25 protein-coding genes are annotated in these 26,474 nt (G+C 53.4%); 16 read left to right on the top strand and 9 right to left on the bottom strand.

The window, feature by feature from the left end; genetic code table 11:
• Positions 1-225: 225 nt before the first annotated feature.
• On the bottom strand, positions 226-1,824 hold the full coding sequence (gene abc-f / locus IDM49_RS06550; protein WP_168613968.1) for a ribosomal protection-like ABC-F family protein: 1,599 nt from the start codon (positions 1,822-1,824) through the stop codon (positions 226-228).
• Positions 1,825-2,064: 240 nt separating this feature from the next.
• On the opposite strand from abc-f, the gene IDM49_RS06555 reads away from it, so the two are divergent.
• The 10 genes from IDM49_RS06555 to IDM49_RS06600 all read left to right on the top strand — a co-directional run bounded on the left by IDM49_RS06555 (position 2,065) and on the right by IDM49_RS06600 (position 11,851).
• On the top strand, positions 2,065-2,661 hold the full coding sequence (locus IDM49_RS06555; RefSeq protein ID WP_168613969.1) for a biotin transporter BioY: 597 nt from the start codon (positions 2,065-2,067) through the stop codon (positions 2,659-2,661).
• Positions 2,662-2,731: 70 nt separating this feature from the next.
• Positions 2,732-3,463 (top strand): energy-coupling factor ABC transporter ATP-binding protein, encoded by a 732-nt coding sequence (locus IDM49_RS06560; protein ID WP_228008028.1) that lies wholly within the window; start codon positions 2,732-2,734, stop codon positions 3,461-3,463.
• Positions 3,460-4,107 carry an energy-coupling factor transporter transmembrane component T family protein gene (locus IDM49_RS06565; RefSeq protein WP_190723937.1) on the top strand — a complete coding sequence of 216 codons (648 nt, stop codon included), beginning with the start codon at positions 3,460-3,462 and terminating at the stop codon, positions 4,105-4,107. Before IDM49_RS06560 ends, IDM49_RS06565 begins: the two co-directional genes overlap by 4 nt.
• 95 nt (positions 4,108-4,202) lie before the next feature.
• Positions 4,203-5,114, top strand: a complete 912-nt coding sequence (gene ypfJ, locus IDM49_RS06570; protein WP_190723938.1) for a KPN_02809 family neutral zinc metallopeptidase — start codon at positions 4,203-4,205, stop codon at positions 5,112-5,114.
• 109 nt (positions 5,115-5,223) lie between these two features.
• On the top strand, positions 5,224-7,026 hold the full coding sequence (locus IDM49_RS06575) for an ABC transporter ATP-binding protein (RefSeq protein WP_190723939.1): 1,803 nt from the start codon (positions 5,224-5,226) through the stop codon (positions 7,024-7,026).
• Positions 7,023-8,930: an ABC transporter ATP-binding protein gene (locus IDM49_RS06580; RefSeq protein ID WP_190723940.1), complete on the top strand. Its 1,908-nt coding sequence runs from the start codon at positions 7,023-7,025 to the stop codon at positions 8,928-8,930. Before IDM49_RS06575 ends, IDM49_RS06580 begins: the two co-directional genes overlap by 4 nt.
• Positions 8,931-9,351: 421 nt before the next feature.
• Entirely contained in the window at positions 9,352-9,636 is a 285-nt protein-coding gene (locus IDM49_RS06585; protein ID WP_190723941.1) for a hypothetical protein, read from the top strand.
• A gap of 158 nt (positions 9,637-9,794) precedes the next feature.
• On the top strand, positions 9,795-9,941 hold the full coding sequence (locus tag IDM49_RS06590; protein ID WP_168613977.1) for a hypothetical protein: 147 nt from the start codon (positions 9,795-9,797) through the stop codon (positions 9,939-9,941).
• Between the two features lie 59 nt (positions 9,942-10,000).
• A complete protein-coding gene (locus tag IDM49_RS06595) occupies positions 10,001-10,240 on the top strand; it encodes a hypothetical protein (RefSeq protein ID WP_190723942.1) in 240 nt (79 codons plus the stop codon).
• A gap of 21 nt (positions 10,241-10,261) precedes the next feature.
• Positions 10,262-11,851, top strand: a complete 1,590-nt coding sequence (locus IDM49_RS06600) for a hypothetical protein (protein WP_190723943.1) — start codon at positions 10,262-10,264, stop codon at positions 11,849-11,851.
• A gap of 74 nt (positions 11,852-11,925) precedes the next feature.
• On the opposite strand, the gene gltS is transcribed toward IDM49_RS06600, so the two are convergent.
• The gene (gene gltS, locus IDM49_RS06605) at positions 11,926-13,152 is read right to left on the bottom strand and encodes a sodium/glutamate symporter (protein ID WP_190723944.1); all 1,227 of its coding nucleotides are present in this window, start codon (positions 13,150-13,152) and stop codon (positions 11,926-11,928) included.
• Between the two features lie 352 nt (positions 13,153-13,504).
• Between gltS and IDM49_RS06610 the strand changes: the two genes are divergently transcribed.
• Positions 13,505-14,407, top strand: coding sequence for a GDSL-type esterase/lipase family protein (locus tag IDM49_RS06610; RefSeq protein ID WP_190723945.1), 903 nt, complete (start codon positions 13,505-13,507; stop codon positions 14,405-14,407).
• 186 nt (positions 14,408-14,593) lie between these two features.
• Here IDM49_RS06610 and IDM49_RS06615 read toward each other — a convergent pair whose 3' ends face one another.
• The 5 genes from IDM49_RS06615 to IDM49_RS06635 form a co-directional block, all read right to left on the bottom strand.
• Positions 14,594-14,935 (bottom strand): metal-sulfur cluster assembly factor, encoded by a 342-nt coding sequence (locus IDM49_RS06615; protein ID WP_168613981.1) that lies wholly within the window; start codon positions 14,933-14,935, stop codon positions 14,594-14,596.
• A gap of 6 nt (positions 14,936-14,941) precedes the next feature.
• Positions 14,942-15,697, bottom strand: coding sequence for a Fe-S cluster assembly ATPase SufC (gene sufC, locus IDM49_RS06620; protein ID WP_168613982.1), 756 nt, complete (start codon positions 15,695-15,697; stop codon positions 14,942-14,944).
• Between the two features lie 86 nt (positions 15,698-15,783).
• Positions 15,784-17,034 (bottom strand): Fe-S cluster assembly protein SufD, encoded by a 1,251-nt coding sequence (sufD, locus tag IDM49_RS06625; protein WP_190723946.1) that lies wholly within the window; start codon positions 17,032-17,034, stop codon positions 15,784-15,786.
• Positions 17,035-18,492, bottom strand: a complete 1,458-nt coding sequence (gene sufB / locus IDM49_RS06630) for a Fe-S cluster assembly protein SufB (RefSeq protein WP_168613984.1) — start codon at positions 18,490-18,492, stop codon at positions 17,035-17,037.
• Positions 18,493-18,569: 77 nt separating this feature from the next.
• Positions 18,570-19,304, bottom strand: a complete 735-nt coding sequence (locus IDM49_RS06635) for a helix-turn-helix transcriptional regulator (protein WP_228008029.1) — start codon at positions 19,302-19,304, stop codon at positions 18,570-18,572.
• Between the two features lie 197 nt (positions 19,305-19,501).
• Between IDM49_RS06635 and IDM49_RS06640 the strand changes: the two genes are divergently transcribed.
• The 3 genes from IDM49_RS06640 to IDM49_RS06650 are packed head-to-tail and all read left to right on the top strand — an operon-like array spanning position 19,502 to position 22,419.
• A complete protein-coding gene (locus tag IDM49_RS06640; protein WP_190723948.1) occupies positions 19,502-20,515 on the top strand; it encodes an ABC transporter ATP-binding protein in 1,014 nt (337 codons plus the stop codon).
• Positions 20,512-21,273: an ABC transporter permease gene (locus IDM49_RS06645; protein ID WP_168613987.1), complete on the top strand. Its 762-nt coding sequence runs from the start codon at positions 20,512-20,514 to the stop codon at positions 21,271-21,273. Before IDM49_RS06640 ends, IDM49_RS06645 begins: the two co-directional genes overlap by 4 nt.
• A gap of 36 nt (positions 21,274-21,309) precedes the next feature.
• Positions 21,310-22,419 carry a COX15/CtaA family protein gene (locus IDM49_RS06650; RefSeq protein WP_190723949.1) on the top strand — a complete coding sequence of 370 codons (1,110 nt, stop codon included), beginning with the start codon at positions 21,310-21,312 and terminating at the stop codon, positions 22,417-22,419.
• A gap of 349 nt (positions 22,420-22,768) precedes the next feature.
• Here IDM49_RS06650 and IDM49_RS06655 read toward each other — a convergent pair whose 3' ends face one another.
• Positions 22,769-23,368 carry a hypothetical protein gene (locus tag IDM49_RS06655; RefSeq protein WP_168613989.1) on the bottom strand — a complete coding sequence of 200 codons (600 nt, stop codon included), beginning with the start codon at positions 23,366-23,368 and terminating at the stop codon, positions 22,769-22,771.
• Positions 23,369-23,586: 218 nt separating this feature from the next.
• On the opposite strand from IDM49_RS06655, the gene IDM49_RS06660 reads away from it, so the two are divergent.
• Entirely contained in the window at positions 23,587-24,015 is a 429-nt protein-coding gene (locus IDM49_RS06660; protein WP_168613990.1) for a LexA family protein, read from the top strand.
• Positions 24,008-25,288 carry a Y-family DNA polymerase gene (locus tag IDM49_RS06665; protein WP_190723950.1) on the top strand — a complete coding sequence of 427 codons (1,281 nt, stop codon included), beginning with the start codon at positions 24,008-24,010 and terminating at the stop codon, positions 25,286-25,288. Before IDM49_RS06660 ends, IDM49_RS06665 begins: the two co-directional genes overlap by 8 nt.
• 94 nt (positions 25,289-25,382) lie before the next feature.
• Here IDM49_RS06665 and IDM49_RS06670 read toward each other — a convergent pair whose 3' ends face one another.
• Positions 25,383-26,357 (bottom strand): heme o synthase, encoded by a 975-nt coding sequence (locus IDM49_RS06670; RefSeq protein WP_168614065.1) that lies wholly within the window; start codon positions 26,355-26,357, stop codon positions 25,383-25,385.
• Positions 26,358-26,474: the final 117 nt, after the last annotated feature.

Here is a 26,474-nt window from a genome sequence, read left to right on the forward strand (position 1 = left end):
AAAATAGTAAATCCTTAAAAAACCACATTTCAAGGATATTTTGAAACCCACACAAGCCCAAAATGTGGGTTTTGTTGATTTATCAACCCGATTCCCACATTTTAGTGACTGACATAACGTCATAATTTGAGACGCAATCTGCCTGTTTGTTGCTTCCCACATAAACCAAAAATGGCACGAAAAAGGCGATTACCGCATCCGCGATAACCGCCTTCTGCCTATACGCTAGGCCAAAGTAATAAGATCCTGATAGTCCTTGCTCCACAGATCCTCTACAGCATCAGGCAGCAGAAGCACACGCTCAGGACTCAAAGCCTCAACAGCACCCTCATCGTGAGAAACCATCACAATAGCGCCCTTATAGCTCGCTAGCGCATTGAGAATTTCTTCTCGAGAGGCCGGGTCAAGGTTGTTTGTGGGCTCATCCAGCAACAGAACATTCGCCGAAGACGCCACCAAGGTAGCCAGCGATAAACGAGTTTTCTCGCCACCGGAGAGCACACCGGCAGGCTTATCAACATCATCCCCGGAGAACAAGAACGAACCCAAAATAGTGCGCACACGGGTATCGTCAAGATCAGGGGCAGCTGACTTCATGTTCTCAAAAACAGTGCGATCGTGATCAAGAATTTCGTGTTCCTGCGCGAAGTAACCAACCTTTGCACCGTGACCATAAGTAACCTCGCCGGTATCGGGCTGAGTAGTCTTAGCGAGCATCCGCAACAAAGTGGTCTTACCGGCACCGTTGAGACCCAGCACAACCACGCGCGAGCCACGGTCAATAGCAAGATCGACATCCGTGAAAATTTCGAGTGAGCCGTAGGACTTCGACAGCTCCTGGGCAGTCAACGGGGTCTTACCGCAGGGCGCTGGATCAGGAAAGCGAATAGCTGCAACCTTATCGACCTGACGCTCCTCTTCAAGGCCACGCATCAGCTTTTCAGCGCGCTTAATCATCTGCTGAGCAGCAGCTGCTTTCGTAGCCTTTGCACGCATTTTCTCAGCCTGAGCCATAAGAGCATCAGCCTTTTTCTCGGCATTAGCGCGCTCGCGTTTGCGACGCGCAGCATCCTGCTCACGTTGGGTCAGGTAGTTCTTCCATCCCATGTTGTAAATATCAATAACCGCACGGTTAGCATCCAGGTAAAAAACCTTATTGACAACGAGTTCCATCAGCTCGACATCGTGGCTAATAACCAGTAGACCGCCCTGGAAGTTCTTGAGGAAGTCACGCAACCACATGACAGAATCAGCATCCAAGTGGTTGGTGGGCTCATCAAGCAGCATTATATCGGCATCTGAAAACAGGATGCGAGCGAGCTCTACGCGTCGACGCTGACCACCGGAAAGCGTTGACAGTGGCTGGTTGAGGATGCGCTCGGGAAGGTCCAAGTTATGCGTAATGGTTGCGGCCTCCGACTCCGCAGCGTACCCACCCCCGGCGATAAACTCAGCCTCAAGACGGTCATAGCGGCGCATACCTTTTTCGTGCTCTTTGATATCTTCGCTCGCCATCATTTCTTGCGCTTGGCGCATTTTGCGAGCAACACCGTCCAGGCCGCGGGCAGAAAAAATGCGGTCTTTGGCCAGCTGGGTCATGTCTTCAACTTTAGGATCCTGCGGAAGGTAGCCGATTTTTCCCGAACGGGTGACGTTACCGTCAGCGGGAAGGGTTTGGCCAGCAAGCACCTTAGTCATGGTGGTTTTACCCGCACCGTTTCGCCCCACTAGACCAATTTTATCGCCTTTATCAATACGAAAATTGACCTCGTCCATGAGCAGGCGGGCGCCTGCGCGTAGTTCAAGGTTGTTGACAGTAATCACTGATGATGTTCCTTATTCGTAGGGTGTGATGGTGGCGAGCGCGGGTTGTGCGAGGAGCGCCAACTTACTAGTTTAGCGGTCGGGCGGGTTCTTATGCAGGGTGTGCGGTGAGGTGTGAGGGTGAATCGCAAGACACTAAGGGTCGTTGGGTTGGTTTGGGGGTGGTGTGGTGAGAGGCATTGGGCGGGGGGTATTGGCGCTGATTTTGAACAGCGTTCAATTCTGTTTATAGTGTTGCTCATGACGACTCATTCTTCGATTTCTCGTGCTTCTTCTGGCAACATCGGTGTTGATATTGCGTTGGTGGCGGTTTTTGCCGCTTTGATTGCAGCAATGGCGTTGCTTCCTGCTATTCCGGTGGGGCCGCTGGGTGTTCCTATTACCTTGCAGAATTTAGCGGTTTATATTGTGGCGCTGGTTCTTGGTGCTAGGCGTGCGCCTTTGGCTGTTTTGTTATACCTTGTGGTGGGCCTGTTGGGTTTGCCGATTTTTGCTCGCGGTGGTGCCGGTGTTGGTGTTCTTGCTGGCCCGTCTGCCGGGTATTTGTTGGGTTACATTCCGGCTGCACTGTGCACTGGTTTAGTCGCTTACTCGGTTGTCCGTAAGCGTCGCGTCGGGTTTTCAGCTGTGGTGGGCATGTTCCTTGCGACCTGTGTAGGTCTGATCATTATTACGGGTTGCGGTATTGTCGGTATGATGCTCAACGCTCATCTTTCATTCGGTGCTGCCGTGGGTGCAGCTGCCATTTATCTGCCGGGTGACCTGATTAAGGGTGTTATCGCTTCGCTGGTGGCCGTTGCTGTGCACCGCGCTTTCCCGCGTCTGTCTCTAAGCTAGGGTCATGAAGTTTTTCTTGCGTGGTGCTAGTGACTCTCCCGTGTCCGGCTCTTTTGTTAAGGATGCGGGTGTGAGCTTGCGCGCGGTGAATCTGAGCTACCCCACCCCCGATGGGCAGGTGGATATCTTGCGTGATGTGACCGTTGACTTTTTCGCAAGGTCCACCGCTATTTTGGGGCTGAACGGCAGCGGTAAATCGTCGCTCCTTAAATTGGTCAACGGAATCAACACAGTCCGATCTGGCTCGGTACAGGTTGGCGGTCTTGAGGTTCAAGAGCACACCGCCCGTGTTCGTTCTCATGTGGGGTTGCTCTTTTCTAACCCGCTGACGCAGCTGATTATGCCTACCGCTGTTGAGGATGTGGAGCTTTCTCTTCAGCGCACAGGGTTAAGCCGAGAGAGGCGCCGAGCTACAGCTCTTGAACTGTTGAGCACCCGCGGGGTGGGACATCGTGCTGAGCACAGTATTTATGACCTCTCTGGTGGCGAGCAGCAACTGGTTGCCTTGACCTCTGTGCTTGCGGTAGAACCTGAAATTTTATTGCTCGATGAGCCGACCACCCTCTTGGATCTTCGCAATAAGCTTCGCCTGTATGCCCTGCTTGAGACACTGCCGCAACAGCTGATTATCAGTACTCACGATCTTGATCTGGCAGCGCGATGCGAGCGCGCGGTAGTCATTCATAACGGCCGAGTCTACGCTGAGGGTGCCTCGCGTAGTGTCATCGCGCAGTACGAGAACTGGTGCGCGAGAGAGTTTCCGACGCAGTCACCGCTTGCTTCTGACCAAGGCGTCGCATGACGGGCGTTGATCTCTTTGGCACGTACTCGCATCGCGATACTCTTATTCATCGCGCGCCGCTGTGGTGTAAGGGTATTGCGCTGATCCTTATTAGCTTTGCCCTCGTTGCCACTAAGAGCTGGGTAATAGGTGGTGTAGCGCTGAGTGCGATGATCCTAGTAGGTCTCATCGGCGGCATTACGCCCAAGCAGTGGTTGCAGACGCTTTTGGGCCTCAAATGGCTGGTTATTATTTTGGCAGCCTATTATGTCTTGTTCGGCAGCATCGCCCAGGGAGCTGATGTACTGCTTACTCTGATGTCCATGGTGGCGTTTTCCAAAGTTCTGCTGACTACCACCCCGTTACCGCGCATCATTGATGGGTTTGTGAGACTTTGTGCCCCGCTGAAAATTTTCGGTGTCAAACCCGAACGCATCGCTATGGCAATCGCGGTGATGGTTCGTTCAATCCCCGTCATTATGAATGAGCACACCATGATTTCGCATGCGCTCATCTCGCGCGGGGTCAAAGTGGCACCGCATCGTACCTTTACCCCGCTCATTATCTCTACAGTGGCATACGCCCATGAAACCGGTGAAGCGCTCGCGGCCCGAGGCCTCATGGATACAGAAGTCTCATCGCCAGCATCTGAGCACAAGAACTAAAGGGCGCAAAGCCCCGGGCAAATTTTTGTGACATTTACCGTCATTACCACTGAGTTAACACCGCTTTCACAGCCTGCACCAAGTATGCTGATTTCATGGCATTCACAGACGATTCAAGACTTGATACTTCAGGTATCCGACGTTCCGGCGGCGGCGGACGCGGCGTAGCAGTTGGCGGCGGCATTGGTGGCGTCCTCATCATGCTCGTTGCAGGGCTTCTCTTTGGCCAGGACGGCATTAACGCTGTCAATCAGATGAACGGTGGCGGTTACAGCTACGAACAGGTTGATGGTGTGGCAGAAGACCAGCTGGCTCAAGAATGTCAGACTGGTGCAGATGCGAACTCCAACTCTGATTGCAACATGGTGGGTACTAAGAACTCGCTGGATGCATTCTGGCAGGATTATCTGATTGAGAACACGGGGATTCAGTACTCAGCGCCGGCGCTTGATCTATTTCAAGGTAGTACTGTTTCAACCGGATGCGGCAATGCATCTGAATCAACCGGTCCTTTCTACTGCCCCGTTGATAAAACTGCTTATGTAAAGACCACGTTCTTTGACCTCATGCAGACTCAGCTCGGCGCCCAGGGTGGTCAGAGCGCGGAACAATATGTTCTTGCGCATGAGTACGGTCACCACATTCAGAACCAGCTGGGTAATCTGAAGTACTCACAGTACGATCCTCAGGGAGCGGATTCAGGTGCTGTGCGCGTTGAACTTCAGGCTGACTGCTATGCAGGTTTGTGGGCTCGTAATGCTCAGGAAGATTCTAACTCTCCAGTGCAAGTTAAGCCCATGACTGAGGATGAGCTCAACCGCGTCATTGACGCCGCTGACAAGATTGGTGATGACCACATCCAGATGACCTCACAGGGGCACACCGATTCATCAACCTATACTCACGGCACCAGCGCCCAGCGCGTGGCATGGTACATGGCGGGTTACAACTCGGGCGATATGCAAAAGTGCGACACCTTTGCTGCTTCTGATCTGAATAACCCGTAAACCACGTTTTCATAACGGCTCTTTGGGCGGAGTCGGTTGTGCATCACTCTTAGAGAAAATGATGCGCCGCCGGCTCCGTTTTTGCATGCAGAGGTAGATAATTGCATTTATGCAAAATTCTTCTTACCTGCATAAGAGGGAGTGGATGCTGGTAGCTCTTGCCCTAGTGTCCATTGTGGGGCAGGTCTTTTTAGACCTGAAGGTTCCCGACTATATGCAAAGAATCACGATGCGAGTAGCTACCCCCGGCACAGTAGCGTCCGATCTCACCGGCGATGGCGCGCTGATGCTCAGCGCTGCTCTAGGATCACTCGTGCTGGCAGTTATCACTGGCTTTTGCACCGCCATTGTGGGAACATCACTGGCAAAAAATCTACGCCAGAAAGTCTTTTCAAAAACTTTTGAGCTCTCCAGCGCCCAGGTGAATAATATCGGCACTGATTCTTTGATTACCCGCTCCACTAACGATGTCATGCAGATTCAGATGTTCGTGGTGATGGGTTTTCAGATGCTCATCAAATCACCGATCATGGCGATTTGGGCATCCTCAAAAATCGCCACGCAATCAATGGCTTGGGCTGTCCCCACAGCCATCGCTGTTGTCGCCACGATTATCACGCTTGCGGTTGTGATTGCACTGGTTATGCCGCGCATGGTGCGCATGCAAAAAATTACGGACGGGCTCAACCGCGTCACCCGCGAACACATCAGTGGTCTTCGCGTGATTCGTGCTTACACGTCGCAAAGTTTTCACCGCAATCGCTTTGAAGAGGTCAACGCGGATCTGCGCAACACCACCTTGTTTGTCAACACCGGTTTCGCCTTCCTCATGCCCATGCTGACCGTCATCATGAACGCCCTGTCGCTGGCTATCTATGGAGTGGGCGCGCATCTGATTAACGACGCCGGCTCCCCGGGCGACAAAGTTACCCTCTTCGGTCAGATGGTTGCCTTTAGCTCCTACGCCCTGCAGGTAGTTTCAGCCTTCATGATGCTCGCAGCAGTATTCATCTTCGCCCCGCGCGCCTGGGTCTCCTACACGCGCGTCCGCGAAGTTTTAGGTACCGAGCCCGATATTGCGGACGCTAGTGCATCGCAGGTGCCCGCATCCTCGAGCGTCCTGCCAACAGGTTCAGCTACAGCGCCCTCTTCAGCTACCCAAACCCCTGCCATCGAGTTCGATAACGTCACTTTCAGATACCCCGGTGCTGATAACGATGCGCTGCACGGTATCTCGTTCACCGTCCATCGCGGTGAAACACTTGCAATTATTGGCTCCACCGGTTCAGGTAAGTCATCCCTGATTAATCTGATTCCGCGGTTCTCGGATGTGCGTAAAGGCTCAGTGAAGATCAACGGCACAGACGTTCGCCACATGACTCAAAGCGAACTTCGCAACGGCATCGCTTATGTCCCGCAAAAATCTACGCTCTTCTCAGGCACGGTGGCCTCCACTATCGCCTTTTCACACGCTGAACACGACAACGCCCCACAGCTGGTTGTCAGCGCAGCTAAGACAGCCGAAGCAGCAGAATTCATCGAACGCGCCGACAAAGCCTATGCTGCCCCGGTCGCATCCGGTGGCTCAAACTTCTCCGGTGGTCAGAAGCAACGACTGTCCATCGCACGAGCCGTCGCATACCAGGCGCCCCTTATGATTTTTGATGATTCTTTCTCGGCGCTCGACTACAAAACCGACTCGCTAGTGCGCTCGCATCTGCATGATGCTGGCGCCGACACAACACTCGTTATCGTGGCTCAGCGTATTGGCACCGTCAAAAACGCTGACAAAATCTTGGTTCTCGATAAGGGCCGCGCAGTAGGTCTTGGAACTCACCGCGAGTTGCTAGCCTCTAACCCCGTTTACCAAGAGATTGCCCGCTCACAGCTTTCAGAGGAGGAACTGGCATGAGCACCACACTCACTCACGATGCTGCGATAGAATCTGCCCGTACAGGTCTTGCCCATAGTGAGCAGGCACGGCAAGAATCTCTTATTCACGCTGCCGCACAATCTGGCAAAGGACGCGGCCACCGCGGCGGGCCCCCTCACGGAGTCGCCGGCGGCGCCAAGATCGCCGTAGGACCGGTACTTCGCCGCCTACTTGCCTACGCGCGTCCCGTTCTTCCAATGATGATCACCGGCTTGATTTTTGCCATCGGTGGCGTGATCCTCACCGTCATCATGCCGGACTTCTTGGCAAAAATTACCGATGAAATCCAAGCCGGATTTATGACCGGCATTAACTTCGATAAGGTGCGGTCGCTAACTTTGACCGCGGGGATTCTGATCCCAATCTCATTCTTATGCAGCGCTATCGAAGGTGTGCTCATGGCCCGCTCCACAGCGTGGGTGTCACAGTCTTTACGGAGCGACCTAGATAAAACCATCGACACCCTACCGCTGTCGTATTTTGATACCAACACCACAGGCAACACGCTCTCGCGCGTCACCAACGACGTTGATACCCTGCAGCAAACCCTCAGTAATTCCATTGCTTCGATGGCCACTGGCCTGGTAACTCTGGTTGGTGCGGCAGTCATGATGTTTGTAACCAGCTGGCAACTCGCTCTTGCCGCAATACTCTCATCTCTATTGGGCATCGTGGGTTCCGGCCTTATTATGGCGCGAAGCCAGAAGTACTTCGTTGCCCAGCAACAGAACCTCGGCGCGCTCAACGGTCACATCGAAGAGTCATTGAACGGGCACACCGTTATTCGCGCTTTCAACGCTCAGGGCACTGTGAATACTGAGTTCAGCGAGCGCAATGAGGCTCTCTACGCTAGCGCGTGGAAAGCTCAGTTTCTGTCGGGGCTGATGTTCCCTCTCATGAACTTTATTGGCAACCTAGGCTATGTTGTGGTGTGCGTGGTCGGTGCGATGCTGGTGGTCGGTGGCGATATCACCATCGGTGTTGTTGTTGCGTTCATTATGTATGTGCGCATCTTTACGAACCCGCTGGGTCAGATTGCTCAGGCATCAACGAGTTTCCAGTCAGCGGCAGCGGCGGGCACTCGCGTCTTCGAATTGATGGATGAGACTCGTATGAAGGATGAGACAGATGTGGCCCCGCTGGCACAGCAGGTTGTGCGCGGTGAGGTTGAGTTCCGCAACGTTGCTTTTGGGTATGAGCCGGGCAAAGAGATTATTCACGATTTCTCGGCACATGTTCCTGCCGGTTCTAAGGTTGCCATCGTGGGTCCCACTGGCGCAGGTAAAACCACCCTCGTTAATCTGCTCATGCGTTTTTATGAGGTCAACAGCGGGTCAATTCTTATTGATGGTGTTGACATCGCTTCGATTCCGCGTGAGGATGTCGAGCGGCAGTTCGCCATGGTTCTACAGGATACCTGGCTGTTCGAGGGTACTGTGCGTGAGAATCTTGCCTACGCGCATCCTGATGTTTCTCAAGCAGAAATTGAGCGCGTGGTGGAACTCGTTGGTTTGGATGAGCTGATTTCACAGCTACCTAACGGTTATGATTCCGTGCTTTCAGACTCATCGGCAATTTCGGCTGGCCAGAAACAGCTCTTAACTATTGCACGCGCGATGCTGGCAGATCGCCCGCTGTTGATTTTAGACGAGGCAACCTCGTCTGTTGACACCCGCACCGAGCTGTTGATTCAGCAAGCTCTAGGCGAGCTGGCGTCGGGGCGTACATCGTTTGTGATTGCGCATCGTCTTTCAACCATCAAGGACGCTGACATCATATTTGTTATGAAAGACGGCGATATTGTAGAAACTGGAACGCACACCGAACTACTGCATGCAGGCGGTTTCTACGCTGATCTGTATAACAGCCAGTTTGAGAGCTAGGCTTCTTGGGCGGATATGCGAAAGAGGTACTCAATATCGCGAGGTCAATCAGATGTGTATTGACAACAGCGACCGATGAGTACCTCTTGTTTTTATTGAGGGCGCTCGCTCTCTAAGCCATCCATCGGCGTGCAAATAGTTCATAAAGACGCTTGGGATCCTCTGAGTGCTGCGCCGCCCAGGCTAAGCCGAGGGTTGCCAGGTAGAGATCGCGGCCGGTGACCCCGTCTTTGATGGCACCTTCTGCTTTCGCTTCTTGCAGTAGGTCATCGAGTTAAGCGATCACGTCGTAGCACTTCATGCCCAGCGGAGACTGGGCTTCTTCTACAGCACGACGCATGGGGTCAGTGAGTCCCTCATAAGTAGTGAACCAGTTAGCAAGAGATTCTAGCCAGGCAGTGAGCTTATAAAGGCTGGTTTCTTGGGCTGTTGCGTCGAAGGCTGGTGCGCCGAGCCCGCGTTCTTCGAGGACGGCGGCACGAGCGCGGATGCGTGGCGTCAGCAGCCTGGCTCCCCCGCCTACTGCACCCGCCTGAGCGCAGAAGAACTTAAGCGCGCTTTGGCGCAGGCTGAATCGCAGTTTTTGGCTCAGCGTCGCGAGCTCATTCTGGAAATCATTGCAGACCGCGCAGCGCAAAATCCCGAGGCTATTACCGTTGAGTATGTAACCGCGGTGAATCGTCTGGTGACGGCGGGTACCTTCTAAACCTATTCACAAGGCCAAGGGGCACTAATTGTTTTCGCCGTGCACGGTAAAGAATCAGTGCCCTTTGCCCTCGCTAGACCTCTTGAGATACCAAGCGTACTGTTTATAATGGTGCGCATGACTCAAAATCTTCCCCCCCCCAAAAAAAATCCCCTGTTTTGAGTTCCAAGATTTCCCGCCGAACCATTGTGGCGGGCACAGCTTGGAGCCTCCCCGTTATCTACACGACCTCCCCCGTGCCGGCATACGCCGCATCGATTGAGGAAGAACCTCAACAGCTTGAAGGCAACGCCAACGTCGTGTAGTTGTCGTCCGATTTGCTGATGACACCACCGGCGATGGGGCAACAGGTCTCAACCAGCCGATGCTCAACGACAAGAACACCTATTGGGAATCGCTCAAACAAGAATTTGCACCCACCGGCTTCCCTTATGTGTCAACCAACTCCATGCCGCTGAGCACCTACATCGACACTGTTTCTAACGGCCAGTGGCCAATTGTGACCTCTTACGTACAGGATCCGGACGAAACCGCAACAACCATCGAGTACATCACCCTGCCGTATTCTCTTGCCGATTACCCCGATAGCTCAGATTTCACGTAGGTATCTGGGACCTTTACCGCGGTGGCGAGGTCGGCAATACGCAAGGCGGCGTACCGGTCGGTATTTGGTCCATTATGGGGACAGGCTAACCGCGCATGGCCTCTTGCACAGGAGCGTGAGGATCTTGGCTGGGTCACCATTCCCACCGTGGATATCGCATCCGGGCACTCTCAGCAGATCACCCTGCACAAGCCGTACAGCTCAGACGGCGACCAGGCAATTCGCATTGCTTCACCGTTTAACGACAGCGAATCTTTTGTCATTGAGTACCGTCAGCAGACCCCAAAATATCAGGGGAATATTGATGCTCACCTCCCTGATTCTGGTGCAATCATTTACCGCGTGAACGACGCCGTCAACAATACCCATGACGGCAAATCTAACGTTTCACTAGACGGTCAGGTTCACGATTACATCCACGTTTTCCGTCAGGATTCTGAGACCGCCACCAGCGGGCTAGTGCCGTCAACCGCTGTACTCAGCCCCGACCGCGTCACCGATTACGGCTCAGCCAACTTGGCGAATACTACCAACGCTATTGTGGGTGCGCAGGGACGCAATACCGGCATCGTGGTGAAAGTTGTCTCAGAGACAGCTGACTCTATTACTCTTGAGATTTCTCAGGCCGACACTGCTTCTGTGAGCGTCTGGACGCCGGTCGGTGCCGGGGCGCAAAGTGCAGTGAACGCGTCGGGATCATTGGCGGCCTCCTCTTCTTCCATCGCTCGTAGCTCAGCAACCGGTGGTAGCGGACGATTTAACACGAATGTTGAAACATCAACCGGTGATGCGTGGACTGGCGCGGCGTCGCCATTCTCAGGAGACTTTGGTGACGTACAGCTGGCTTATCTAGGCGACGCCCTTTACGCTACCGCGCCCAACTATGGCACCGGCTCACTTGAGATCAAAAAGTTCGAAGGCGGTACGTGGAGCAACGTTTCTACTCTGTCAGGACTCGGCAACACACCCGTGTACTTCGGGTCCTCAAACGGCACACTCTATGTAGCAGGTGCCACCGGTAATGGATCACAAGCTAAGGTCTATTCCTCAACCGGCGGTAACTTCACTCAGGTAGGCGGGACAGTCAGCGGTCAATACCTCAGCAATTTTGCGCTCGCCAACGTCAACGGTACCGTGCAGCTGGCGGTCAGCGATATCTTCGGCGGCGACCACAAGGTCTACACTTTGCAAGGTAGTAGCTGGAATGCGTCCACCACCGATAGCGGGGCAGTGAAGACCATGTCCCTCATTAGCGTAGGCTCTAGTTCCTACGAATTACTCCTGGACGCATCAGGCACCCTGCAACTGCGCCAGCTCTCCTCCACCGGCCAAGTGCAGTCAACCGCAGACCTCACCGGCGTACCGGCCAAGCCGTCGCTGGCGTCCTTGGCTATCTCAGCAGACAAAGCGTTCATCGTCACCGAAAGCAACGGCACCCTTGCCGTCTACTCCGCATCGTTGAGCGACCTCAACACGTGGACGCAACTGGGTGAGAACGTCACCACCTCAGGAACTAACCCTGAGATTGAGGTAGTTGGATCCACGGTCTATGTCCTGTACAAAGACACTGCAGCGCAGACTATCAACGTCTACCAGCACGATGTAGCCTAAACGGCAAGACTGCTCACAGACACAAGCGCCCGAGTACTGTACCCGGGCGCTTGTGTATTAACCGAATGTAGCGACTATGCAAAGGAAAGGAAAGCCAAAATATTGAAGAGGTTTGTAAAGTCAATAAACATGCCACCAACAATCGGCAGAATAAAGAAGGCCAGACGCGACGGCTTGTACTTAGACACCACCGAATCCATATTCGCCATACCGTTGGGGGTTGCGCCCATACCAAAGCCGCAGTGCCCCGCGGTCAGGATAGCCGCATCGTAATCGGCACCCATAAAACGGAAGGTCACAAAGTTAGCCCACAGCCACATGAGAACTACCTGAGCTGCCAGCAGAACAATCAGCGGGCCAGCAACATCAGCAAGCTGCCACAGCTGAATGTTCATCAGCGCCATCGCCAAGAAAATATTCAGACCAACGTTACCCACCACGTCAATTTCTTCGGGAGGAACCAGCTCTTCAGCGCCCTTTGATGAACGGCGATCACTAATGTAACGAACGATAATCGCCACCACAATCGAGCCCATATAGCTTGGGAAGGCAGCCTTATCGGTGAACTGTCCAATCAGTGCGTTAACGCCGTCGGTGAGGAAGCTACCGAGGAACATCGCGAACAGAATCAGAATAAAAGCACGCAGGATGCGATCGCTATTGAGATCCCGCTTGCGAACAGCAATCAGTGACTCATCGACGCTAACCTTAGAGCCTGACGATGCTTTATTCATGAGATCGTGTTTAACGATGAGGCGGTTAGCCACCGGGCCGCCCATCAGCGAACCGGCGATCAGACCAAAAGTCGCCGCCGTGTACGCAACAGTTTCAGCCCCCTTCACGCCGGACTGCTCAACCAGCGGAGCGATACCGCCCGAGACGCCGTGGCCACCGGTCATCGGAGTAGAGCCAGTCATCAAAGCGAGCGCCGGATCAAGGTGCACCACGGGAGCCAAACCAAACGCCACAATGTTCTGCACAATACACAGCAAAGTCGCCAGAATCAGGAACAAGCCAACCTTAGAACCAGCAGCTTTCAGAACTTTCAAGGACGCACCGTAGCCAACGGTGGTAAAGAACATCACCATGAAGAAACTCTGCAACGTCACATCAAACTTGATGTTCAGCAGACCGGTCTGGTTAAGAACAAGATTAATCAGGGCAAAAAGAAACCCGCCAATAACCGGGGATGGAATAGCAAAGCGCTGAAAGAAATGGACGCGGTTCTTCAACCACATACCAATAACCAACAGAACAACCGACCATCCAGCGGTTTGAACCATTGAAAGTTCGAACGTCATAGGTGTCTCCAGGCGATGTGCGAGATTCAAAGAAAAGGGCAACTTCACGGGCGGAATGACGTCTGCAACGAAGAGATGCCCGAATCTAACAATGTAGTGACCATTAAACGACCGGTCAACTTATCAGTTATGACGGTGTAACCCAACGGCATTCAGTTTGACTTTGAAGAAAATTTGGGGTTGGGCGTGGTACGCTTCGGTCCCGTGCTGTCCACCCAAAACATACTCCCATAGTGCGAACGTACTGACGCTAGTGTCAGTACAAACGCACTTGGGGAGTAACTTTTCACTGAAGTGAACATTTCCGCACTATGTGAAATCGACTTTCTGACTTCCGGTGTATTCTGAAGCCATGGCAGACCCCATCACGCTCTTTTCTTTCGGCACGCTACTAGATGCGAAAGTTCAACACCAAGTCTTTGGTGGCCAGCTCAAAGCCAGCCCTGCCACTTTATCTGGCGTCCGGATCATTGATATTCCTATCAATGATCCGGACGTGATTGCGGTCAGTGACATCTCAGTTCATCGCGGTCTCAAACGTTCTATCGAGAGCACTGTTACCGGTGGCATTCTTGCCTTATCATCTGAACAACTCGCTCAGGCTGATGCCTACGAAGTGAGCGATTACGTTCGGCGCCGCGTCCAACTAACTTCCGGCGATTTGGCGTGGGCATACCTTGACTCACATCCGATCAAAGCCGCCGAGCGGATCGGTGTTATCGGAGACAGCATTGCCTATGGGCGCTCCGACATTACCGGTGGCTGGGCGCAGCATCTTAAAGTTGCGCATTGCGGTAGCGATGAGAAGCGGCATCGTTTGTGGAATTTCGCTATTCCCGGTGAGAAACTAACCAACTTAGAAAGCTATATCTTGCCAGAGCTTGTTACCCGATCGGTCGACACAGTTCTCATTGGCGCTGGAATTAATGATGTGATTGCAGGCATTTCAGCTAATGCCATTCTGACTGCTCTGGAAAGTCTTTGCGAGAAGCTCGAGGACGCTGGTTGCCGCCCAGTGACCTTTACTCCTCTATGGATAGATGCCGAGAAAACAGTGCGTATATTTGGCGCTGACGTTGATTTAGTAAATGTTTGCAACTACCGTGTAGCTTTGCTTGACTGGGGTAAACGCACACATCGCGATGTCGTTGACCTCTACCCTGCGCTGGAGAACCGTTCAGAAATACTCACAGACGGAATCCACCCGGATGCGCGTGGGCACGAGATAATTTTCCGATCCCTCTATCGAAGCTAGAATACGCGTCCCAAAACCTGCTATGTAAAAACTTACTTCCATAGTGCGAACGTACTGACGCTAGTGTCAGTACAAACGCACTTGGGGAGTAACTTTTCACCTTAAACGCTACGAGAGGTCAGTTATCGTTCAAAAATCCTTAAAATCCTGAACGATAACTGACCCCTCGCGGGCACTAGTTACAAACTAGATGTTGAAGCCTAGCGCGCGCATCTGGTCGCGACCGTCTTCAGTAATGCGCTCCGGACCCCACGGCGGCATCCAAACCCAGTTCACGTGCCACTCATCAATCATCATTTCCAGGTTCTGTGCAACCTGTTCCTCGATGACGTCCTGCAGCGGGCAAGCAGCGGTGGTGAGGGTCATGTCCAGAATCAGAGCGTTATCATCATTCCAGCGCATGCCGTAGAGGAGACCGAGATCAACAATGTTGACGCCCAACTCGGGGTCAATCACGTTCATCAGTGCTTCTTCAATTTCTTCCTGCGACGGGCGTCCGCCGGCAGGAGCTTCAGTTGCTTCAGTCATGAATCTTTACTTTCCGACGTATGAAACGTAGCCTTCTTCTTCAAGGCGATCAGCCAGCTCGGGACCGCCCTGATCAACCATCTTGCCGTCAACGAAAACGTGCACGAATTCAGGCTTGATGTACTTGAGGATGCGGGTGTAGTGAGTAATCAGCAGAACGCCCATGTCGTTCTTCTCGTGTGCACGGTTAACGCCAGCCGATACAATCTTAAGCGCGTCAACGTCCAGGCCTGAGTCGGTCTCATCGAGGATGCCGAACTTGGGCTTGAGCAGCTCGAGCTGCAGAATCTCGTGGCGCTTCTTCTCGCCGCCTGAGAAGCCTTCGTTCACGTTACGTGAGATGAAGTCGGGGTCAATCTGCAGGTCGCTCATTGCGGCCTTGACGTCCTTGGTCCAGGTGCGCAGTGCGGGTGCTTCGCCGTCGACAGCGGTCTTAGCTGAACGCAGGAAGTTTGACATGGTCACGCCGGGGATTTCCACGGGGTACTGCATTGCCAAGAACAGGCCTGCGCGAGCACGCTCGTCCACTGACATTTCGGTGACGTCTTCACCGTCGAGCAGGATTTCACCTGAATCAACAACGTACTTGGGGTGGCCAGCAATAGTGGATGCCAGGGTTGACTTACCTGAACCGTTGGGGCCCATGATGGCGTGGATTTCACCTGAGTTGATGGTCAGGTTAACACCCTTGAGGATCTGCTTGGTGTTTTCATCATCGAGGATCACTGAGACGTGAAGATCCTTGATTTCAAGAGTTGACATGAAAGATGCCTTTCTAAAACTTTTTACCCGCGATGGCACGCGGTCAAACTTTTCGTTTCGAGCTTTCGGGCAAGAACTGCTGCGGCTTAGTTGTTACCGAGTGCCAGTTCTGCTTCGAGTGCGTCGGTGAGTTCTGCTTCGAGGTCTTCGATGCGGATCTGCTGAATGATTTCGTTCAAGAAGCCGCGAACTACCAGGCGACGAGCTTCGGGCTGTGACAGGCCGCGTGCTTGCAGGTACCACAGGTGCTCGGGGTCGAGCTGGCCGGTGGTGGATGCGTGTCCTGCGCCTGCGATCAGACCGGTCTCGATTTCGAGGTTAGGTACTGAGTCAGCGCGGGGGCCGTCTTCCAGTAGCAGGTTGCGGTTGAGCTCGTAGGTGTCGGTGCCGTCCGCGTCCTTGCCGATGAGAACGTCGCCTACCCATACGGAGTGCGCACCCTTGCCCTGCAGCGCACCCTTGTAGGTGACGCGTGACTTGCAGTTGGGAATGGAGTGGTCAACGAACAGGCGGTTTTCGATGTGCTGTTTAGCATCGACGAAGTACAGGCCGTACATTTCGGTTTCAGCGCCGGGGGCTGCGAATTTAGTGGACGGGGTAACGCGCACCAGATCGCCGCCGAGTGAGATGTTCACGTGCTTGAACTTTGAGTCGCGACCCAGGGTTGCGTACTGTGCGGACGCGTGGATTGCGGTGTCTTCCCACTGCTGCACGGTAATAACGTGAAGCTCGGATGAGTCACCGACCAGGAACTCTACGTTCTGTGAAAGAACAGCGTCACCGGTGTGGCGCAGTACAACAACAGCTTTCGAGAAGGGCTTGGTTTCGATGAAGATGTGCTGTGCGCCCAGCTTCTCGCCCTTGCCGTTGATGGAGATGTCGATGCGTTCGGTGAGCTCTTGCTCTTTTTCAACGGTGACAACGGTTGCTTCTGAGAAGTTTGACCATGCATTAGCTGCGACGATGTCCTCGGGAATACCCGCGGTGCCGATGCGTGCATCATCGCGTGAGACGGTCTCAACGGTGACGCCGGCGGGTGCCTTGACATCAACCGCAGGTGCCTCGCCGATCAGTTTCTCGGTGTGCAAACCACCCAAGCGCTTGAGCGGGGTGAAGCGCCAGTCTTCTTCGCGACCTGTTAGCTTCTCAAAGTCCTCAACCTTGTAAGAGGTGGGACGTCCAGCACGTGAGGGGTCGCCCTTTACGCCGCCGTCGGTGTTGTGGCCAGCGGGCTTAATGGTGTCATCGCTGACGTGCTCGGTTGCAAGCTTTTCGCCTTCCTGGTCCATGCCGGGAATAGCGGGGTCCTGATGGCCCAGAGTCTTGTTTTCTGACATTTAGCCTACTGATCCTTCCATCTGAAGTTCGATAAGGCGGTTAAGTTCCAGAGCGTATTCCATGGGAAGCTCACGGGCGATGGGCTCTACGAAGCCGCGAACAATCATCGCCATTGCGTCTTCTTCGGTGAGGCCGCGCTGCATGAGGTAGAAGAGCTGCTCTTCTGAGACTCGCGAAACGGTTGCCTCGTGGCCCATGGTGACGTCGTCTTCGCGGACGTCTACATAGGGGTAAGTATCGGAGCGTGAGATGGTATCGACCAGCAAAGCGTCGCACACAACGTTTGATTTGGAGTGCGCTGCGCCTTCACGAACCTGCACCAGACCGCGGTATGCGGAGCGTCCACCGTTACGAGCAACAGACTTCGAAACGATTGATGATGAGGTGTGTGGTGCGATGTGAACCATCTTTGAACCGGTGTCCTGGTGCTGGCCTTCGCCTGCAAATGCGATGGACAGGGTCTCGCCTTTAGCGTGCTCGCCTGCCATGTAAACAGCCGGGTACTTCTGGGTGACCTTTGAACCGATGTTGCCGTCGATCCACTCCATGGTTGCGCCTTCGTGCGCAATCGCGCGCTTGGTTACCAGATTGTAGACGTTGTTCGACCAGTTCTGGATGGTGGTGTAGCGGACGCGAGCGTTCTTCTTGACCACGATTTCAACAACTGCTGAGTGCAGTGAGTCCGACTTGTAGATCGGAGCGGTGCAACCCTCGATGTAGTGAACGTAAGAACCTTCGTCAGCAATAATTAGGGTGCGCTCGAACTGGCCCATGTTCTCGGTGTTAATGCGGAAGTACGCCTGCAGCGGGATTTCCACGTGAACTCCCGGCGGAACGTATACGAAAGAGCCACCTGACCACACAGCGGTGTTCAGGGCAGCGAACTTGTTATCGCCAGCGGGAATAACGGAACCGAAGTACTCTTCGAAGAATTCGGGGTGTTCCTTGAGAGCGGTGTCGGTATCGAGGAAGATCACGCCCTGCTCTTCAAGATCTTCACGAATCTGGTGGTAAACAACCTCAGACTCGTACTGCGCTGCAACACCTGCAACCAAGCGGCTACGCTCAGCTTCGGGAATGCCCAACTTTTCATAGGTGTTGCGAATGTCATCGGGAAGGTCTTCCCAGGTCTTAGCCTGACCTTCAGTGGAACGCACAAAGTACTTGATGTTATCGAAATCGATTTCGCTCAAGTCAGGGCCCCAGGTGGGCATGGGCTTGCGATCAAAGAACTTCAGCGCTTTGGTGCGAAGATTGAGCATCCATTCGGGCTCGCTCTTCTTTTCTGAAATGTCGCGTACAACGTCTTCGCTCAGACCGCGCTTAGCAGCCTGTCCAGCTTCGTCAGAGTCATACCAGCCGTACTCGTAAGTGCCAATGCCTTCGAGCTCGGGGTTAGCCTCCAGAATTTCTGAAATGACGGTGTTGTTCGCGTTGCGCTCAACCTGTTCAGTCATTACGGCCTTTCTTGGTGGGTTGTCTTCACTGGTGGTGTGAAAATTCTAGCGAGTGTAAAACGTTTGGGTGGAAGGTTTTATTCCGATGTTTCTACACTTCGAAGTAGCGGTACGTGGGTAGTGCATACGTGCGCTCCGCCTGCCATGGTTGATAGGCGGCGCACGTCCACTCCGAGGAGATCCGCTATTATTTCGGTTTCCTTGTCACAGAAAACCTGAAAATCTTCTGCCAGATCACGCACGGGGCAGTGAGCTTGGCACAGCTGGATGGATGCCAGCAAGTGTTCGGGTAGTTTTTGACGTCGCGGCGGAGCCATGCTGTTTGCTGAGGCCACAAAACCGTCTTTGGTCATGGCTTCTGCGAGCGCTTCTGCTCGTGCGGCGATGTCTGTTCCGGCAGCTTCGACGATGGGGCGGTATCGACGCTCCATGTCGTCTGCTCGTTCTTGTGCGAAGGACGCCAGTGCCGCGTCTCCTACTTTTTCTTGCAGGATTTTGAGGGCATTGCGAGCGATGTGCAGGTAGTCGTTACCTAAACGCGCGTGGCCTTGAGGTGCTACGACGTAGCGGCGGGCGGGGCGTCCTGCGCCGGCACCGTGCTTTTTGAGCAGGGTAACTTCAATCAGCGCGTCGGCCTCAAGTACATCAAGATGCCTGCGCACAGCTGCCGGGGTGAGGTTGAGGTGTTCGCCCAGTGCGGCCGCAGAAACAGGGCCGTGCGAGAGTACTCCTTGAAGGACTCGATCGCGGGTTCGTTCCTCTGTTTCTGTATTGCGTTTGCCGGCTGAGTTTGTTTTGTCTGCTTGCTTCACGGAATACACAACTAAAGTATGCCCTAATTCATTACCGGCTCTCTAGTTAGGGCTACCTATTAAGTCATGAATTTTCTTACAGCAAAAATAAACTTCGCGAAGTTGACCTCTCACAGAGCCTCCTGCCGCACTTGTTTTCATGTTTCTCACAGGTGGGCAAGAACCATTTTTTGAAGTGGCTGTCATAAGATGGAAAGGTGTCAGTTCAAAACCAACGTATAGCGCGCGAGAGCGGGAGAAAACCCGCACTTTCCATTGATGGTCTTATCAAAGAATTCAAGCCTTCTCGATCTTTCCGAGAAGCTAATCCGCACCTTCTTACAGACCGCGGTACCGTGCAGGCTGTTCGCGGTATTTCTTTGGACGTTTATCCCGGTGAAGTCGTGGTGCTTTTAGGCGCGAACGGTGCCGGTAAAACCACTACCTTAAGTTGCGCACAGGGTCTGCAGCCGGCTGATGGCGGCACCCTACAGTTGCTGGGTGAAAATCCGTGGGGTGCATCTCCGGAACTTCGCGCACAGGTGGGCATCATGTTGCAAGATGGCGGCCTGCCTCAGGCAATTCACCCCATTGAGCTACTCAAGCACATTGCCAAAATGTACAAGAACCCCGCCTCTGTAGATGATCTGGTGCAGCGACTTGGCATTAATGAGTTCAACGGGACAACCATTCGCAGGCTTTCCGGCGGTCAAAAACAGCGCGTTGCCTTGGCAGCCGCCCTGGTTGGCAATCCCAAGGTTCTCTTTCTCGATGAGCCCTCAGCAGGTCTTGACCCGCAGTCCCGTACCGTTGTTTTTGATATTATCCGCGAACAGCGCGAGCGCGGCGTTGCCATCGTTCTCACCACTCACCTTCTTGATGATGCTCAGCGTTTGGCTGACTACGTATACATCGTCAAGCGCGGTGAAAACGTCACCGAAGGAACTGTTGCCCAGCTTCTTCAAGAGACGAACGAACAAGCGCACACTGTTTCTTTTACCGCCGCATCCGCGATCTCTCTGCAAGATTTCCCGGCGCATCTGCGCGATTCTGTCACCCTTACACAGGACTCCCCCGGTCAGTATTCATTGACTGGCGAGCTGACTCCCGATCATTTGAACGCACTGACCACCCTCTTTGTTTCTCAAGGCATCATGCCCAGCTCATTCACGCTGGCATCGCGCACTCTAGAAGATGTCTTCCTCGATATTTCAGGACGTGATATTCGATGAGCAACTTCGCAGCAAGCCCGTCTTCTCGCATCATTGCCCAGGGCGTGTATGAGACCAAAGCAATGCTGAAAAATGGCGAGCAGCTCATGCTTCTCATTGCTTTTCCGCTGATGGCTCTGGTGGCTTTGCGCTATACAGGCATCCTAGATAGCTGGGCTCATGCACACAATGTTGAGCGTTTCGACGTAGCCGTTCCTGGTGTTCTGGCGCTGTGCGTTATGTCTACTGCGCTTTCCGGTCAAGGTATCGCAACCGGTTTTGATCGACGTTACGGCGTTCTGCGTTTTCTATCCACCACCCCGTTAGGACGCGGAGGCCTGATGGCAGGCAAGGTCCTTGCCGTCGTGATGGTCATGATAGTGCAGTTTGTGATTATTCTGGTGACCGCACTGCTTTTAGGGTGGTCTCCTAATATCACAGGGCTCTTCATGAGCATTCCCACCCTGCTACTGGGTGCTGCAGCTTTTACGTCGCTCGGTTTACTGATTGCAGGAACGGTACGCGCCGAAGCTACCCTAGCTATCGTTAACATGGCGTGGGTCATTCTTGCAGGCGTTGGCGGCGTGCTGATTCCCAGCTCCTACCTGCCTGCCTTCCTCGAATGGATTCCTAATGTGTTGCCCTCCGGCGCACTGGGTGAAGCTCTCCGCGCAGAACTCATGCTCACCCGCTTCGAACTTCTGCCGCACATCATTTTGCTTCTCTGGACGCTTGTGGTCGGCGCTATCGCGCTGAAAAAATTCAAGTGGTCCGCATAAAAAGTTTTCCTCTACTCGATACTCAAGGTCTTGACTATGGCTTCTATCGCATACCATCTTCAACAACAATCCACACGATTCGCAGACCGCTACATTCCTGAGCGCTACACCCCCTGGGTGAAAGCAAGTGCCTGGGGTGTGCTCATCGCCAACATGGGCATTGTGGCAACTGGTGGCATCGTTCGTCTGACTGGCTCGGGGTTGGGTTGCGATAATTGGCCCCGTTGTAACGCTGAGTCCTGGACGACTACCCCCGAGATGGGCATCCATGGCGCGGTGGAATTTGGTAATCGCCTGTTGACCTTTGTGCTGATGGCTTTCACCATTGCAGCATTTTTGGCGATTGTGCGCCTTGTTTTCCCAGGCATTACGCGCAAGGGATTTGCCGAGATGTTCTTTTCACAGAAAAAAGTCATTAAGGGCTTGCGCACCTCAGAAAACCGATACGCAGACCTTTTCAACCTTGCTCTTCTTCTACTATGGGGCATTCCCCTGCAGGCGGTTGTTGGTGGCGTCTCGGTGTGGCTCAAGCTCAACCCCTGGATGATCACCGCGCACTACGTTCTATCAGCCATCATGATTGCACTGGCAGCCATCTTCCTCAACCGCATCTACCGCTACTTTGTGCCCGATGTTGCAGCAAGTGAGGACGTTGCCGGCCCGGTACCCAACGGAGCCAACATCATGCATCAGCTGGGTTGGGTAGGCACTTTTATTGCAAGCGTTATTATCTTTGTCGGAACAGTAGTCACAGGAACCGGCCCGCACGCTGGCGACCCCATGACCCACCGTCATCCTTTCGACGTGCTCGTTGTCACCCGCACCCACAGCATCTCAGCTTGGTCTTTCTGCGCAGGAATTATCATCCTGTACGTGCTGGCTAAAAAATACAGCTGGCCGAACATGATCAAGCGCTCACTGAATATCACCGTTATTGTGCTGTTGGTACAGGCGGCTATTGGTTACTACCAGTACTTCAACGGGCTCCCCATTGTCGTTGTTGAACTGCATCTCATTGGCTCGGCGCTCTTCACCTGGGTGGCAGCGTCCCTCATTGAACGCATGCTGACTCTCTCCAAGACCTCCAGCCGCGAACTGGCACTCAACCGCGTAGACCGCGTCCAGACAGAAGACACATTGCGATAAACCTCGAACACATCATCTCAAAGGGCGGGCTCACCGATAACGGTAAGCCCGCCCTTTGGGTATATAAAAACAAGATTGCTAGAGGATAATCGGCAGCCCTTACAGCTCTCCTCGTCGCGCCGACTAAGACGACTTGAGGAAAGTTTCGTGATTGCATAAGAGAAGGTCGGATGCGGGCGCTCAGCAAGGCGCCGCCCGCGGCTGATTGCGAAGTTCGTAAGCATCGGTGCCTGCCACCAGCAACAGTTTCCCACCGGCTGTCTATTCAAGGCACAGAAACCTAATACCAAAAGAGCCCCCGCGGTGTGCGGGGGCTCTTTTTGAAATGAGAACTATAAGAAGTTAGTGCTTACTTCTTGAGTTCGTCAGGAAGGTTGCAAACTACCTTGTTTTCACCTTCAGCAGCGGTCTGCTCGTCCTGAACTACGCCGTCAACGGTAATCTTGCAACCGAGGTTGGCTGCGCTACCATCCTTGTCGGTTACTGCCATTGAGTAGCCGTCCTTGACGTTGATGTCGTTAACGGTGGTGGTCCAGGAGTCAGTGAACGCGTTGTCAGCTGCTTCAGCGCCACCGGGGTGGTGGTTAACAGCTGCGTCACCGGTGGTGGTAGCTGAAAGCTCAACGTTTACCTTGTCATCATCCTTGTTACCGCCGAGTGCTGCGCAACCACCGATGATAAGGAGCAAGAGAAGGAGGAGAGCCAGCAACCAGGGCCAAATCTTCTTCTTTTTCTTGGGAGCGTATGAGCCGTGCTCTTCGGGGTGAGTGTTCTCAGTGCGGTGAACGTGCTCGGTGCGTTCGGTGCGGCTCACGTGCTCAGTGGTGCGGTTCTTTACGTTTTCAACGCGCTCTGATGCGTTGTGACCTGCAACTGAGTCGGCGTGCTTGTTGTTCTTCAATGAGTCCGCAGTCTTGTCGATGCGCTCATTGTTGTTAGGAGTAGTCATGTTTTCCCTATTCATGTCCATCAGTTCGAGGAATAGTCATTCCCCTTATCTTTCAAGAGTAAAGGTTTATTTGTTAGGAAGGCTAACATTTCAAATTATTAAGTACCATTATTAGAAAATTTAGTACAGATGCGTACTTAATGGTATATAATGGCTAAATATTAATTTAATAGAACATATATTCTAATTAATTAGAATATATGTTCTATTATAAGAGCATGAAAGCAATACTCCTCGCGCGCTTAGATGCTACAGCTCAGGCGCCCTACCCTTACCCAGAGACCAGCGTGCCAGCTGGCTTCCCCTCGCCAGCCCAGGACTACCGCGCAGTTTCTATCGATCTCAACGACATTCTCATTAAAGACAAAGCCGCCACCTACATACTGCGCGTGAGCGGACACTCCATGGTGGATGCCGGCATCAGCGACGGCGATGAAATTATCGTGGATCGCTCTCTGCGGCCTCGCCCGGGAAACATTGTGGTTGCCGCTCTCAACGGCGAATTCACCGTCAAAAGATTTCACATTGATCAAGCCGGAGTCGGTTGGCTTTACCCTGAAAACCCGCAATACTCCCCTCTTCAGATTAACGAGGAGTCTGATTTCACCATCTTCGGGGTAGTGACGAGGTGCCTGCATCATGTCTAGTAACCTCATCTTTCACGTTGATATCAACTCGTGCTACGCATCGTGCGAGAAAATCCTTGACCCTTCTCTTGCTCGCAAGCCCGTGGTTGTACTTTCCAATAATGACGGCTGCATTATCGCCTTAGACGCTCACGCCAAAGCATTAGGATTTTCGATGGGTCAACCGTGGTTCGAGGTCAAACAACGAGCGCAAGAGCAGGGCGTCATCGCGCGTTCTTCTAACTATGAACTTTATGGAGATATCTCCGACCGTGTGATGCGTATTCTTCAGGAGTACGCCGGTGACTTTGAGCAATACAGCATCGATGAGGCTTTTCTAACGGCACCCGCCTCACCTGCAGATGCTCGACAGCTTGCGCGCACCATCAAAGATGATGTGGCACGCAGAGTGGGAGTTCCTGTCTGCGTGGGGGTGGCACGCACGAAGACTCTTGCCAAGCTTTCCAATAAAGCAGCTAAGAAGATTCCAGCTCTGAGCGGGGTCTGCGTATGGGATGCATTGCCTACCGAGCGGAGGGAGGCTCTCCTCACGACGCTACCGGTCAGTGAGTTATGGGGCGTTGGCTCTCGCTCCGCACGCCGGCTGACGTTACAGGGAATTTGCAGCATCAAAGATCTCGCATTGGCTCCACCCACCCTCATTCGGGAAAGGTTTAACGTTGTTCTGATGCGCACGGCTCTAGAAGTACGCGGAATACCCGCTATCGAATGGGAAGAAAACCGCATCATGAAAGATCAGCTCATCTACTCCCGCTCATTCTCGGATCCCATTACAACAGAAGAGCAGATGTGTCAGGTTCTCAGCGTGTACGCCCAACGAGCCGCACAAAGACTCGTGAAGCATCAGCAAACTGCGCGCTATATCAGCGCTTTTTGCTCGACTTCTTACTTTGCCCAAGGTGTTCAATCGCATCCGGCTGTGCGCGTTAAGCTCGATACCGCTACAGCTGATCCCGTGGTGATTACCCGCGCAAGCCACAGACTTCTTACCCGAGCAGATTTTGGGGTGGCTCGCTACGTACGCGCCGGAATTATCCTTACCGACTTGCACCCAGCGGCCTATGAACCGCTTCTAGAACCTTTCATCTCTCCCCACGATAAAAGACAAATCGCCCGGCTTTTACATACCGTGCAAGAACAGTGTGGGGAACATTCTGTAGGTCTGGGGTATGCGGGGTTGTCTCACAAACCATCGTGGGAGATGAAAAGAGAGATGCTCTCCCCCAGGGGAACCACCCACTGGAACGAGCTCGCCACCGCTAAAATCCGGTGAAGATCTCCCCCTGTCCGACTCCCCCTTGCCCAAAACTTAAAAACAAAAAGTCCCTTATCGAGCTGTCGATAAGGGACTTTTGACTATACGAAACTTAGATCAAAGCACCTGACATAACAGGTCCACCCACAAACGGGTCTACAGCCAGCGCAATAAAGAGCACCGTCAAGTAGGTGATAGAACCGTGGAAAACGGTCATAGCGGTGCGGCTTGTTGCCTTCTCTTGAGCTGCCAAACTATGCAACTTATGGCAGTTATATAAGAACCAGCCACCGGCAATCACAGCAGACAAGGTGTACACCCAACCTGCCCCGCCCACCGGAACCAATAGGAGCGAGCAGATAACCATCGCCCAGCCGTAGAGTACTACCTGAACAGAAACGCTCTTAGCAGTAGCGATAGCACCCAGCATGGGAATACCAGCGGCCTTGTAGTCCTCGGCGTACTTCATCGATAACGGCCAGTAGTGCGGCGGCGTCCACAAGAAGATGACGGTGAAAAGAACAACAGCTGCCCAACTCAACGAATTAGTGACAGCTGCCCACGCAATAAACACGGGCATGCATCCGGCAAGGCCGCCCCACACAATGTTCTGAGAGGTGCGACGCTTGAGAAAGATCGAGTAGAAAACCACGTAGAGGAAAATCGCAACAACGCCCAGCAGAGCTGATAGCGGGTTCACCAGCAACCAAAGGTACACAATGGAAACCACAGCGAGAACCCACGCGAAAATCAAGGCTTCTTTATCGGATAGCTCACCGGTGACAAGAGGACGCTTTTCGGTACGCTTCATCTTTCGGTCGCTTTCGCGATCGATATAACAGTTAAAAGCTCCCGATGCGCCAGCCGCCATAGCCCCACCCACGAGGGTATTGAGAATGAGCCAAAGATTAGGGAAGCCGCCTGCAGCGAAAATCATTGTGGGTGCAGTCGTTACAAGCAAGAGCTCAATCACCTGAGGTTTGGTGAGATGAATGTACGCTCGAATCTTTCGAGACAGAGGTAGTTTCTGCCCCGAAACCGCTGCGGGTTCGCGAGTAACAGGATTTTCCGCCACTACGCTGTTCATACCGTGACCCTTCACGAAGATAAGCTCCCTAGAGGTCGTGTGCTTTTCTCAAGCACCTTTCTTCCCTGCGTCTCTGCGCCATAGCAGAGGCCGCATCCTAGAAGAAAGGTGTGCTCG

Origin of the sequence: Rothia terrae, assembly GCF_014705925.2 — a bacterium.
Taxonomy (GTDB): Bacteria; Actinomycetota; Actinomycetes; order Actinomycetales; family Micrococcaceae; genus Rothia; species Rothia terrae.